A 13302-nucleotide genomic window follows, 5' to 3' on the forward strand; every position below is an offset into this window, starting at 1 on the left:
TTGTTTCTTTATTACTTTTACCAGGAGGTTTTTTATTTGGCAACTCTTATCTCACTTTATTACAGGAATGCTTATTATTAGTTTTGAGCTTGCAAACATTTGCAAGCTATGGTAAAAATTTTTCGTTGGCTACTGGAGCGGTGGACCGCTGCTGTTGCGTATCACCAACTCCGGTTGTAAAACAACGTGTTTCTTCTGTTGCTTGCTGGCGTTCTGTATCTCGTCCAAAAGAATCTTTGCCGCCATCTCGCCCATAGCATACTTAGGCTGAGCCACCGTAGTCAACCGGATCTCGCCGTAAGACACAAAGGGAATATCATCAAAGCCTACTACGGACAGTTGTTCAGGCACCTGCAAACCCAAGTCTCTGGCCGCTTGAATAACTCCAAGAGCCAAGATGTCGTTGGCAGCAAAAATGGCCGTGGGTCGCAGCGCCGGATCTTCAAGAAGTACGCACGCATTTCGGTAACCATCTTCTTTTTTAAACTTACCATACCGGACTAATAAGGGATCTATATCTACCCCTCTTGCTGCCAGCGCTAGGCGGTAACCCTCAAACCGTTCCCGGCTTGGTTCCAGTTTCTCGGGCCCTCCGATATACGCAATCCGCCTGTGCCCCAAGTCAAGCAGGTGCTCTACCACCATGTAAGCTCCCCTTATGTTATCAATTACCACGTAGTTGGTATTCACCTGCTTCAATACCCGGTTGATTAGTATCAGGGGAGGCCCGCTTCGGGCCAACCTAGCTACATACTCGCTGTCTTCACTGGCCGAGGAAAGGATGATACCATCCACACGCTTACTTACCAGAGCCTCTAGATAACGTTGTTCCTTTTCCAAGTCCCAGGCAGTATTACAAAGAAAAACATTATATCCGCGCCTGTCTGCTTCTTCTTCGGCACCCCGGGCCACTTCGGGGAAAAAGGGGTTGGTTATATCAGGTATCACCAGACCCAGGGTTCCAGTCTTTTGAGTTACGAGCCCTCTAGCAATGGCGTTGGGCCTGTATCCCATTTCCTCAGCCAACTTCTGAATCTCCCGTCGAGTTTTTTCATTAACCTCCGGCCGGTTATTCAGCGCGCGGGAGACGGTAGAATAGGACACACCAGCTCTTTTCGCAATGTCCTTGATGGTTACCGTCACGCACCGTTCCTCCTTATAAAAGAGTTTGCAAACGTTACCACTTTTTAGTGTACAAACGTTTACGAATCCTGTCAATATCTTTTAACTGACCTCGATTCCAATATGGAAGGAAAGACACCAATGGAAGCTCTAAAGCATTACAAAGGTTTTTATCATCAAGCTATCGGTGCTATGCCTGTTATCACCTTGGATTACGCTTCTCACTATGTCTCTAGTCTCTTCGATAGCAGCAAAATACCCTCGGACAACTCATCAAAAAACTGTAGACTTATGAACGAAACTGGGTCTATACAATTTTGGGAATAATTAACAACACCTCACCTAACTTTTCAACGTTGCCAGCTGCTTCCTGATATCCCTAATGATCTCACCTAAATACGTATGAAACCTCGGGTGAATCTCCATCATAAAAACTCCGGTATAATTGTTCAACTTAGGAAGTATTTTGGAGTAAGGAATTTCGCCCCATCCTATCGGCAGGTGAAGGTCACCAATACCAAAAGGAATGCGCTCGATATTCCGGGAGTCCACCCCACTTCTCCCGAAATTATCGTGGACATGGATGTGGGTCAGATACGGCGCTACTGTCTCAACTCCATCTATTAGGTCAAAACCGTATTGTTTGGCGGCAAGGTAACCGTGGCCAAAATCATAACAAATTCCTACATTGGGATGATTGACTTGTACGATGATGTCACGCAAGGTTTCAGGGTAAATCCCGTAAGTATATAGATTGCCGCTGCCCTTTAAAAAATTGTTTTCGATTGCGACGGTTACCCCAACAGCTGAAGCATATTCACCTATATGCCTCAAGTTATTTATTTCAACCTCCATCAACTGGCAGTATCGCTGGTCTTCTGTCGGCTCACCGTGCTGCGCTATATTTTCTACCGCAACATCTCTATTCAAATAGGTATAGCTACTGTGATACACTACTATTTCTGCTCCTATTTCACCAGCAAATTGAATGGTAGCCTCTAACCCCATGTGGTGGGTAAGTGGGTCATCTCGATCCATCAAGTTAACCTTGTCAGGAGCGTGCACAGTATATTTAAGATCGAAATTCCAAAGAATTTTTTTGACTGCGGAAACTGTTTTCTTATTAAGGCGGCCATTCATAATTATATCTAGACCATGGACCGGTATTTCTACGTAATCAATCCCTAGTCCGGCAAAATAATCTAACTGACTTATTAGACTATGTAGGTCGCCGTCAATACTTGACGAGTCCGCGTTAACACCAATTCCCTTGATATTCATTGGGGGAACCCCTTTCCTTTTGATTCGCAGTATTTGGTTAGCTCTAATAGAGCAAGTTAAAGCCATCCTTTTTGTCAAACAAATGTATCTTATCAAGTTTTAAATACATATTAACTGGTTCCCCAATTTGACCCCGGAATTTCTGGGGAGCCAACACTTTGAACCTCTCATTGCCAAATCGCACGTCTACCAACATATCTCTGCCCAATGGTTCTGTCAGATATATTTCTCCCTGAATACAGTTCTCTGCTCTTCCGCTTAAAGTAATATCTTCCGGCCTCACCCCAAGTACTACATCCTGAGTTCTAATCCTTCGGCCAATACGTTCCACCAAATAGTCCGGGAGTTCCAGGTTAATACCGGGACCGCGCAGGTGCATACTGCCCCCTTCCTGGACACAGGTCACATTAACGAAATTCATAGGAGGGTTACCAATAAAATTGGCAATAAATAAATTTTTTGGCCTGTTATAAAGCTCTTCTGGCGTACTGTAGTCCTGCAATCTCCCCTGATCCATAATGGCAATTCGATCAGCCATGCTCATGGCCTCCGTCTGATCGTGAGTAACAAAGACCATAGTGATGCCTAAATTCTTCTGCAACCTTTTAATCTCAGCACGCATAGTAATCCTTAACCGGGCATCCAAATTGGACAGAGGTTCATCCAGCAACATCAATCCCGGCTCCTTGACCAATGCCCTTGCCAGCGATACCCGCTGCTGCTGCCCTCCCGATAGTTGAGCCGGTTTTCTATCTAATAAATGCTGAATTTCTACCACTTCAGCCGCTCTTCGAACTTTTTTGACGATTTCTCCCCTTGGAATCTTGCGAAGCTTAAGAGGAAACGCAATGTTTTCAAATACGGTCATATGGGGATAAAGAGCATAACTTTGGAAACACATCCCCAAATTACGGTCTTTAGGCAGAACATCGTTGACAATCCGGTTGTCAAATATCACATGTCCGGAACTCGGCCTGTAGATCCCCGCCAGTATAAGTAAGGTAGTAGTTTTACCGCAACCACTCGGGCCAAGCAGCGCAACAAATTCTCCGTCTTCGATGGTCATGTTCAAGTTATCAACTGCTATAAATCCCCCGAATTTTTTGGTAACGTCAACCAGTTGTACCCTCATCTTTTATCGCCTCCGTGAAACGATTGTATCGACCTACATCTTTCTACCCCTTAACCCCTCCGAAGGAAACTTTCATCAGAGACTTTTGGGATAGTAGGAAAAAGACTATCGTCGGCAACATGTAAAATAGCGCCGATGCGGTTAGCAGGCCATAGTCCAGGTACTTGAAGTCACCGATGAGGTTTTTCAAGTACACGGATAAGGTATAATTCTCCGCGCTAAACAGGAAAGTATACGCGTAAATGAACTCAGACCAACCGGAAAGAAAAGCAAAAATAGCCACCGCCGCAATACCCGGTTTCAATTGGGGAAGAATGACCTTGTACCATGCCTGAAGCCGTGTACAACCATCTACATACGCAGCCCATTCAACATCCCATGGGATTTCGTCAAAAAATCCCTTTATCATCCATGTAGCCATAGGCAACTCCAAGGCAACCTTGACAAGAACAACCCCTATCAATCGGTCCAGCAACCCAACCGCATTTAACACGTAGTACAAAGCAATTAACAGCGCCACACCGGGAAAAGCATGTAGCAAGATGGTCATTTTCATTATTAGATCCTTCCCAGCAAAATTTATCCTGGAAAGGGCAAAACCGGCCAATAGACTTATTATTAGCTCCAATACAGTTATACTCCCTGCCAGCAAAATGGTGTTCAGCGTAATGGGCCAGATACTCTGAAACACTTTGGTACCGATCTGAACCTGGGACCAGAGGAAACGCCAGTTTTCCAAGGTAAAATTTTTGGGTATAAGCCCGAAGGCTTGTTCCGCGGAAAAAGAACTCAGCAAAAGCCAAGCATAGGCCACAACAAGTGGCAGGGCGGTTAAAACCAAAAACACGTAGACAATCAATCTTGGTAACAGCAACCGGAATTTTTCAATCCACGTAGTCCTCAGGTAGATTTCGGTTTTCCCGTTGTTCATAACTTTTCCCACCTCAGATATTGATTCTTCCCTTGTTAATCATGTCCTGATACCCAAAGAGCCTGAGCATTAAAAGTGTGATAGCTGTACCGATTATAACCAGCACCATGGAAATAGCAGCACCATAGCCGAATTCAAAATTGGCAAAGGCTTTGTGATAGGCCAACAGGGACCAAACTTCACTTTCATACAAAGGTCCGCCATCGGTAATTAAAAGGATGTATTCATACGAGGTAAGTAAAGAAAGGGTTTGCCAAATGGTCATGAACATGATAGGCCATTTTAAAAAAGGAACGATAATGTACCTGATAATAGCCCAGTCAGAAGCTCCATCCACCATGGCTGCCCGATAGTAATCATCGGGGATGGACTTAATGGCAGCAGAAAACACTACCATACCAAGAGAGGCACCGATCATGCCGTTGGACAGAACCACAACCGTCATGGGATGCTCCAGTAACCAGTTTTGTGGTGGAGCCCCCGCCAGAAAAGACATCAGTGCGTTTAGCATGCCGTACTCGGTAGGATCCAAGAACCAGATCCATAGTAGGGCATAAACAACGGCAGGAGTCATCCTTGGCAACAACCAGATTGTACGAAAAATTAGACTAATATTTTCATTCTTGACAAAATATGTTGTCATCACCGCCAGAACAAAGCCGAACCCCACATTGAAAATAAGAGTGAAGAAAACGTATTTTAAGGTGTTCAAGGCCACTTGCAAAATAACTGCATCATGAAATAATCTTAAATAGTTTTCCACCCCAATAAAATTCCAACGGAGCGTGTAATCCATCCCGGTAAACGAAAGTATCGCAGTCAATAGGACGGGTACAAAGAAAAATAGTATGATCAGCACCAAAAAAGGACCTAAAAAGGGCAAGAGAGTAACAAACCGGTGGATACTTGATTTGCCTGTTCTACCGACAACGCCGTCCAATACCGTAGTGTCTTGTAACTCCACGTAAGCACCTCCTCTGCCGTGACTAATTTAGGTAGAAAAAACGGGGGGAGATGTCCCCCCTACATCTCACTGCTACTCAATTACTTCCAGAGCGTCCCCCAGGTCATTTTTCAACTGATCTTCTAGCCAATTGAGCGCCTCTTCCGGCTTTTGCTTACCAAGTTCCACGGCCTGAATTGCTTTGTAAAGACCAGACTTGAATTTACCATATTCCGGATGGGTGGGCTGGGTAGTAGTGTACTCCAACTGGTACTGGACGTCCGCCAGAAATTCGCTGCTCTGATAAGTCGGGCTTTCGGCCACAGAGGGGCTGATAGCCAGGTGCCCCGACTCAATGGCATGCTTGGCATTATATTCCGGTTTTGACGCAATAGCAATCAACGCAAAGGCTAAGTCCGGATATTTTGTATTACTGTTAATGGTATAAACCCATGGTTGAGAAAGGGTGATGGGTCTTCCGCCCTTCTCCGCAGCCGGAACCAGGGCATATCCGATGTTCTCGAACATATACTCTTCCGTCAACTCTCCTAACTCTTCATGGTAGGGAACCTTCTGATATTCACCCCAGTGCCATGTACCTCCATACCAGAAGAGAACATCCCCTTCCACAAAAGATTTATGCAGCATTCTCCACTCCATGGAAGTCATCCCTTCCGGCGTGACCTTGGCATTTTGGGTCAGGTCGTAATGGTACTGGAGGGTCTTTAAGACCGCCTTCTTGTCAAGTACCAGCTTGTCGGTGACGGGGTTGTATATTTTCCCGCCAAAGTTGTAAACTTGCATGACAAAGTAAGGCCCGTTGCTCGGCCGGTGGAAAATACCATACTTTACGACGCCTTTCTCCACGGCTTCTTTCGCCAGGGCGGTCATATCTGCCAGGGTAAACTCTCCCCTTTTAATTTTTTCGGGCAGCTGGTTAATTTGATCCTCAGACCAACCCATTTTTCTTAGGGCGTCTTTTCGGAAGTAAACCGGACGAGACTCAGTATCCTGGGGTACCGCCCACGTCTTTCCGGCATATTTCGCCGCTTCCCAAAGCGTGGGATAAATATCCTTAACAAAGTCGGCGTACTCAGAATTGCTTAGCAAATCATCCAACGGGAGGATGTAGCCCCCTTTGGCCATCATAGCCACATCGGCATGGCTGATTGCCCGGATATCGGCACCCCCACCCGATTGCCAAGCCAAGATAAACTTTTTATTATATTCTTCATCGCTACCCGCAGAAACGTGGTTCACTTCAACTTTAACTCTCCTGTTATCCCCTTTGGCCTCCAAGAGTTGGTTGAGTTCTTTAGCTGCGTCCGCAATATTTGTGCCCCTGGTGCTGTCAGCGGGAGAGCCTTTGGAGTCTACCTTAATCACTACTGTTTCCGTCTTTTGAGGTTCGGATTTAACCGATTGTCCTGCCTGCTGTTGCCCGCACCCGCTTAAAAATACGCCAGCGACCAACAAGATTGCCACTCCGAGGAATTTTAACCTTGTCATAAACTATCCCCCTTTATCGTTTTTCCTGCTGTCTGCATTGTTTAAAATTGGTACTAATGAATAATACCGAGCTATCACCTCCAGTCTTGGTTTTTAAATGGTATGTTTAGGTCCAACCTCGGCCCCAGCTCCGTAAGCAAAACCGTTTTTTCGCCAAAATATCATTCCCGTCGATTATCGTTTGCAGTGTCTCATCGCCAGCGAACCCATCTCGTCTTTCCTCGTACGAACCTTCGAAAGGTCCGGGTAAACCAGAATCGCAAATTGAATATCATCAAAACCCATCACCGCAATATCTTCTGGGATATTGAGCCCCGCTTTCCACATGGCCTTCATCGCCCCAATCGTCATCATGTGGCTGATGCAAAAACCGCACTAGGCCTAACCACAGCCTCACGAAATTCCTTTATGGCCCGGTGTCCACTCTCATCATATTGCCTTTTTCCAAACGGATAGGTGCATAGTTGTTTTATAGGTCCCTTGGTAATCTTCCGTAATTATGTACCATTTACCTTCTAGATCCAAAACATTAAAACATTGTTAACAAGAACAGCAGGGATACCCTCCCCTTGAACCTGAGAACGACATTCTCGCCAACGGTATTGACCAGGATTACACCCTTCACCCTTTTTCCATCAACATCTTGCCAGAGGGCGTGTCCATATCCGAATCATTCATAATAACAATCCATAGCCCCACTCCATGTAAGACTTAATAATCGCTTCCAGAACTGGTGCCTAAAAGGAAGGTGACATAACAGGACTGTGTTTCTCATATGCAACGTCAATATTTACCGTATTTTTAGTCTTAATAGCCCCAGCCAGGGTATTCCGGATGCAATTGAGTTCTTTGGTTACCAGCAGCATTCTATCTACTACCGCTTGCTTATGGTCCCCTTTTTCTAAAAAGACACGAGAAACTGTAATCCTATAAATAAAAGCCCCGCACAATTCTACAATGGTCTTAATGAGCTCTCATGCCCCTCTTTACTAATACATTAAAGTTAATTTAAATTTTACAAACGTTTGCTTTTTATGTTTCGACATCTTATTCAAATTTCCTGCTTAAATTTTCAAAAAGTTGTTTATATCTACACAATTCCCATTACTGCCTGAGCAATACTTACAGAGTGGTGATTAATCTGCAACATGTAATTGATGAGGTCCTCGTAAACGGCACTTATCTCCAGGAAGTCCCTCTTATCGCTAGTCAGCCTTTGGAAATGAGAATACCTAAGCGATTTTTCCATCCGTAGGGTTTCTGGTCGAGCTTTAATAACGTCACTGGCGGTCTTTTTGTCGTCGTTGGCAAACGCTTCTATAGCCAAACTAAAGTTATTTACAACTTGCCAGTACATGGCAGAAAGTTCTCCCCAACCTTCCTCCGGAATCTGTAGCCCTCTCTGTTTCATTTTTCGAGCAATTCGGGAAATAGCTATGATGACATCTCCCAAGTGTTCCAGGTCGTTGCAAATATATAACAGCTTAACCTCCTGCTCGGACTGGTCTTTAATTAGGTTTTGCTGGGCCAGGCTGACCAAATACCGGGTAACAGCCGAATATAAGAAGTCAATCGTTTTTTCCATTTCATTGATCCTTTCTATCAACTTTTCGTCCCCGGTACGCAGAAGTTCCATTACCTCTCCCAGCATCTCTTCCCGGACGAGCTTAGCCATCCTTAAAATCTCATTTTTAGTTTGTTCAAGAGCTAGGTCCGGTACATCCAGCACCCTCTCATCTAAGAATTTGGCCACTTTTTCCTCCTGTTCTGCATCTGGTATTAACCATGTCATGAAATCAGCCAACCGGGCGGTAAACGGCAAGAACAGCAACATGTTTATGACGTTAAATATCGTATGGCTATTTGCTATCTGCCGCCCCGCATCGGCAGAAGTCATTGCTACAAGCGCCTTAAAAGGTCCTAAAAAGGGCATAAAGACTAAGGCTCCCGCTAGTTTAAAAATCAAGTGGGCAACAGCAACCCTTTTTGCCTCTCGGGATGACTTGATACTGGCTAACAGTCCAGTGGCCGTCGTCCCAATATTGGCGCCCAGCGTCATCGAAATAGCCGTCTCCAATGCAAGGACCCCTTGCACGGTAAGGGTCATAATTAGGGCGATGCTGGCAGCACTTCCTTGAATAATTGCTGTAAATATCGCTGAAACCACCAAGGCCAGGAACAGGTTGTCAGAAAGACCGACTAATATGTCAACAAAGGCCTGATAGGACCTTAGTGGGTATACAGCGGAAGCCATGACCTTCATACCGTAAAACACAAAACCAAAACCCAGGATGGCTTGCCCGATGTGCTTGTACTTTTGTTTCCGAGAAAACAGCCCCATAGCCACCCCGATACCAACTAGTAGAAGGGCATAGTCGGTGACTTTAAAGGCGATTAACTGGACAGTCAAGGTTGTTCCCACAGCCGATCCCAGCATGACGCCCAGGGCCTGACCCAAACTCATTAAGGAAGCGCTTACGAAGCCCACCAATAAAACCGTTGTGGCACTGCTACTCTGCAGTAAAACGGTAATAATAATCCCCACCAATACCCCTGAAACCGGGTTATTGGTCAAGGTGCCCAGCACTGTTTTCATTCGGTGAGCAGCCACTTTTTGCAATCCTTCCGAGGTTATGTTCATCCCATAGATGAAAATTCCAAGGCCACCAAATAATCCTATTAATATTGTTGCTATCTCCATGCTACTTCAACTCCTCTCTCAATCTGCCGGGCTGGGCCGATGTCCCCGGAAAGGCCTGCGGTCTCCCTTAATCATGTAGAAAACCATTTCAGCCAGGTTTACAGAGTGGTCCCCAACGCGCTCCAGGTACCGGGCCACTAAAGAAAGGTACATGGCCTGGTCTACATGTTCCTCCCGGGTTTTCATAATATTTAAAAGTTCTGTAAACAGGTGGTTAAACAACTCATCAACCCGGTCATCAGCCAACATCACTTCTTTCGCTTTTTGCAGGTCCCCTTCCACATATGCCTCTAACCCCTTTTCTAACATGGACATAGCAAGTGTTCCCATGCGGCCTATATCTATCAAAGGTTTAAAATATTCTCTCTGACCAGCTAAAATCCGGGCGGTTTCGGCAATGTTTACTGCATAATCCCCAATCCGTTCCAGTTCTTTGGTGAGGCGAAGGGCGCTGGACAATACCCGCAGATCTCTGGTGGATGGTTGTTGCAGGGCTATCAATTCCAGGGCCTTGTTTTCGATGTCATAGTCCATATCATCGATCTTATCGTCTCCGAGAATGACCTTTTGCGCCAATCCCATGTCCTGCTGGGCCAAGGCTTCTAAAGCATTCTTCAAGGAGTTGCTGACCATCTTGCCCATTTGAAAGATGTCGGCTTTGATACTTTGTACCGCCCTGTCGTAGGCGTTAATATGTCTAATCAATGTCACCACCCCCCCAACTAAAGGTTCATTCCAGACGGTGGTGCCGCTTCAATCGTCTTTTCTTTAATTCCACCCAAAAGCTTTCAAAATCCCTTGTATTAAGTACGTCATTGCTAGTCAAACCAGCCCTTCTGGCAGTAGAAACACCTAACCACATAAAATCCATCTGCCCCCGATGATGGGCATCGGTGTTAATCACTAACTTAACCTGCATTTTTCGTGCTAAAGAGGCCAGTTCTGCTGAAAGATCATCCCGGTCGGGAAAACAGTTGATTTCTACCGCTGTTTCGTTACGGACAGCGGCCTTGAATACCGCCTCCATATCTACGTGATATGAGGGCGGGCCGCCAAAAGATTTTTTACCCGTAGGATGCGCCAGTATATCAACCAGCCCGGTATCCAGAGCCCGGATTATCCTCTTGGTAATGGTCTCTTTGTCCTGGCTGTAAGGATAGTGTATTGAGGCCACAACCAAATCAAGTTTCTCCAGCAAGCTAAGGGGTCGGTCCAAGCTTCCGTCTTCCCGGATATCTACCTCGCATCCTGCCAATAATCGGATACGCACCTTGTTTTGACACTTCCGAATAAATTCTATCTGTTCCTCTAGCTTGTCATGCGAAATACCGCCTGCTGAAGCATGCAAAGGAGAGTGATCGCAAACACCCATGTACTGGTAGCCCATAGATTGGCCTTGCTCTGCCATCTGTAGCACCCCATCCAATCCATCGCTCCAGTTAGAATGCAGATGTAAATCTCCTTTAATATCCTCTCTAGTAATTAACCTGCCCGTTGGTACTCCAGCTTCTATCCCTCTTGCCCGAATAGGCGGCTCAACGTATGCAACTCCTGCCCTCTCATAAACCTCTCTTTCTTCCGAGATTTTTGTTATAAATCTCTCGCTACCGTAATCGGGACACCGCGCCTGCAGTTCTTCATTGTGCTCCTTTGGACCGGTCAAAAATTGTAAGTAGAATGGATATTCCGCCGGTGACACTATGTAAAAATGGATGGGAACTCCACTATAATGGATAAGTTGTAATTGTTTTACCCGCCCCCGCCTCCGCACCTTAGATCCAGAATAAAGAAACGGTAGATTTTTTATCCAGGTCGTTGTCCGGTCCGGCTCCTGCGTGGCCACCAAGAAGTCCAGGTCATCATGCCACAATTCTTCGCGCCTTAGGCTGCCAACTTCACTGAATTGCGTCACTGATTGACACAAGAGCATTGCCTGTTTTATTTTTTCCGCGTAGTATCGGGCCGCCATCAGGATCAGCTTGCCGTTTATAGGTCTACTCATAAGAAGCACGCGGCGTAATTGGTCCTTACCCGAGGAGTCGCCTGCACCCGAATAAAGTCGGTACTCACTCTCCCGCAGCAGATCTACCAATTTACTGCGAGTATTGATACCCAATTTCAGGTAAAGTTTTCTCGGTATCTGAGCTCCCATCCCTGCCATTTCGTAAAACTCCTCAAGCCAGTCGGGAAATTCCCTTCTCAGAGTGAAGTATGTTGACCAAATGTCATCAGAGGTAGAAGATAATTTCTCTGTACCTGTGATACCTAGCATAGCCTTTACTTTCCCTTTCAACAAGTCCGCTAAGTTACTTTCAAGCAAGATACATTACTCCCTCCCGCTAACTAAGCGACCAATCTAATGCAATCATTATATTGCAAACGTTTTCAATTCTTAGTATAAAAAATTTAATGAAAACGTTGTCGGAGTTTTGACTTATATTCGACACATTTCTCAAAATTCCTTCCTTTTTGATCTTAATTTTAACACCCGGAATCCTAGGATTAGCTACTTTTCCCTATCGCACTTTGCCGTTAAACCATCAACCGGAGATAATATACAAGCGGGTTATGTATTACCTTTTTGTCTTTGAAAACATTTGTTCTGACATACATGGCATATTTACTATTCTAAGGTCCTTTTAATTAAGTTTTTCTAACAAGATACAAAGGCTATCAGTAAGCTTAACCTAGCTAATTTTAAAATCTAAGTCAAATATCTGAAACAGTTTTACTATGGTTCGTACGGAATTCCTAAAAAGGCAGACATCACCCCCTAGCAAAAGTGAATTGATTGACTAGTGATAATATCCTTCGCTTACGCAGCTTTTTGCGCTTTAACCGGGGTATTCACCGCAATTACTGCAGCAACCAAGGTTATACAGCATAAAATTATATGAGCTTTTACTTTCTTGATGCCACGGACTTTAAGCGCGGTTTCTAGCCCCAAATTATCTTTTAATCGACCAAATAATCGTTCTACCGCCTTTCGCTTGTTGTAAAGTAAGACCTAGTTTCTGGGTGGAAAAAACCTTTGCCAAACGATGTTCGCATTACATTTCTAAAACATCTTCGAGGGAAAACAGGATTTGTTGTCGAATATACAAGTGGCTTCACTCCTTTGGTTCTGTTTTTGGCCACTTGTACAATTCGACCAATTTAGGGGTGAAGTCCTTTTTTTACCCCTAAAAATCCTTGGTATTACTCGCTTTGACATTATGAAAGATGCTTAGTTATAAATGCCATAAATACCATTATCGAGTAGGGCAGCGCTAGGTGATCAGTCTAGCGCTGTCCCTCTCACAGAACCGTGCGTACGGGCCACGTACACGGCTCCTGGTAAACCTCAGTCGTTAGCTTTCATAATAACGATGCAAGATGCCAACCTCATATCTTTCGAGGTTAATTAAACCGATTTCGTCAAACCAGGTGTTTGGAAGGGCCATCGAGATGAGAGGACTGGCTGAGTTTCTCCATCTTCGCATGGATATTTTCTCAAATTCCCCCTTATAACCTCGACGCCGAAGGGCTTTATGAAGCGCCTTCCAGGTTTTCCATTCCAGCATCTTCTTCATTCTTAGCCGTCGGCGTATCCATCCCATGAGTTCGCGAAGTACTCTCTTACAGTTCGCTATGCGGAAGTAGTTAATCCACCCCCGCAGGATGGGGTTAAGCCTTCTGACCAT

11 protein-coding genes and 1 pseudogene are annotated in these 13302 nt (G+C 45.1%); all 12 read right to left on the minus strand.

What is annotated here, in order from left to right; all coding sequences use genetic code 11:
• Positions 1 to 129 precede the first annotated feature (129 nt).
• Positions 130 to 1143 carry a LacI family DNA-binding transcriptional regulator gene (locus KKC1_RS06855; RefSeq protein WP_088553739.1) on the minus strand — a complete coding sequence of 338 codons (1014 nt, stop codon included), beginning with the start codon at positions 1141 to 1143 and terminating at the stop codon, positions 130 to 132.
• Between the two features lie 321 nt (positions 1144 to 1464).
• Complete coding sequence (locus KKC1_RS06860) at positions 1465 to 2403, minus strand: sugar phosphate isomerase/epimerase family protein (RefSeq protein ID WP_192868121.1); 939 nt, start codon at positions 2401 to 2403, stop codon at positions 1465 to 1467.
• Positions 2404 to 2446: 43 nt separating this feature from the next.
• Entirely contained in the window at positions 2447 to 3535 is a 1089-nt protein-coding gene (locus tag KKC1_RS06865) for an ABC transporter ATP-binding protein (protein ID WP_088553741.1), read from the minus strand.
• Between the two features lie 43 nt (positions 3536 to 3578).
• Positions 3579 to 4466 (minus strand): carbohydrate ABC transporter permease, encoded by an 888-nt coding sequence (locus KKC1_RS06870; protein ID WP_088553742.1) that lies wholly within the window; start codon positions 4464 to 4466, stop codon positions 3579 to 3581.
• Between the two features lie 13 nt (positions 4467 to 4479).
• Positions 4480 to 5370, minus strand: coding sequence for a carbohydrate ABC transporter permease (locus tag KKC1_RS06875; RefSeq protein WP_428844931.1), 891 nt, complete (start codon positions 5368 to 5370; stop codon positions 4480 to 4482).
• Between the two features lie 132 nt (positions 5371 to 5502).
• Positions 5503 to 6918: a sugar ABC transporter substrate-binding protein gene (locus KKC1_RS06880; protein WP_088553743.1), complete on the minus strand. Its 1416-nt coding sequence runs from the start codon at positions 6916 to 6918 to the stop codon at positions 5503 to 5505.
• Positions 6919 to 7092: 174 nt separating this feature from the next.
• Positions 7093 to 7272 carry a substrate-binding domain-containing protein gene (locus tag KKC1_RS17430; RefSeq protein ID WP_088553744.1) on the minus strand — a complete coding sequence of 60 codons (180 nt, stop codon included), beginning with the start codon at positions 7270 to 7272 and terminating at the stop codon, positions 7093 to 7095.
• Between the two features lie 736 nt (positions 7273 to 8008).
• A complete protein-coding gene (locus tag KKC1_RS06895; protein WP_088553746.1) occupies positions 8009 to 9619 on the minus strand; it encodes a Na/Pi cotransporter family protein in 1611 nt (536 codons plus the stop codon).
• Between the two features lie 18 nt (positions 9620 to 9637).
• A complete protein-coding gene (phoU, locus tag KKC1_RS06900) occupies positions 9638 to 10324 on the minus strand; it encodes a phosphate signaling complex protein PhoU (RefSeq protein ID WP_088553747.1) in 687 nt (228 codons plus the stop codon).
• A gap of 25 nt (positions 10325 to 10349) precedes the next feature.
• Positions 10350 to 11939, minus strand: coding sequence for a DNA polymerase/3'-5' exonuclease PolX (locus tag KKC1_RS06905; protein ID WP_088553748.1), 1590 nt, complete (start codon positions 11937 to 11939; stop codon positions 10350 to 10352).
• A gap of 495 nt (positions 11940 to 12434) precedes the next feature.
• A pseudogene (locus tag KKC1_RS17435) lies at positions 12435 to 12611 on the minus strand (IS5/IS1182 family transposase); the annotation flags it as partial.
• Between the two features lie 358 nt (positions 12612 to 12969).
• The coding region (locus KKC1_RS06910) for a group II intron maturase-specific domain-containing protein (protein ID WP_272946661.1) at positions 12970 to 13302 on the minus strand (333 nt) is incomplete at its 5' end.

It is taken from the genome of Calderihabitans maritimus (genome assembly GCF_002207765.1).
In the GTDB taxonomy this organism is placed as follows: domain Bacteria; phylum Bacillota; class KKC1; order Calderihabitantales; family Calderihabitantaceae; genus Calderihabitans; species Calderihabitans maritimus.

Bases quoted from the DNA above. Each gene is read 5' to 3' on its own strand.
- KKC1_RS06860 (WP_192868121.1), bottom strand. From the start codon at position 2,403: ATGAATATCAAGGGAATTGGTGTTAACGCGGACTCGTCAAGTATTGAC.
- KKC1_RS06865 (WP_088553741.1), bottom strand. From the start codon at position 3,535: ATGAGGGTACAACTGGTTGACGTTACCAAAAAATTCGGGGGATTTATA.
- KKC1_RS06870 (WP_088553742.1), bottom strand. From the start codon at position 4,466: ATGAACAACGGGAAAACCGAAATCTACCTGAGGACTACGTGGATTGAA.
- KKC1_RS06880 (WP_088553743.1), bottom strand. From the start codon at position 6,918: ATGACAAGGTTAAAATTCCTCGGAGTGGCAATCTTGTTGGTCGCTGGC.
- KKC1_RS17430 (WP_088553744.1), bottom strand. From the start codon at position 7,272: ATGATGACGATTGGGGCGATGAAGGCCATGTGGAAAGCGGGGCTCAAT.
- KKC1_RS06895 (WP_088553746.1), bottom strand. From the start codon at position 9,619: ATGGAGATAGCAACAATATTAATAGGATTATTTGGTGGCCTTGGAATT.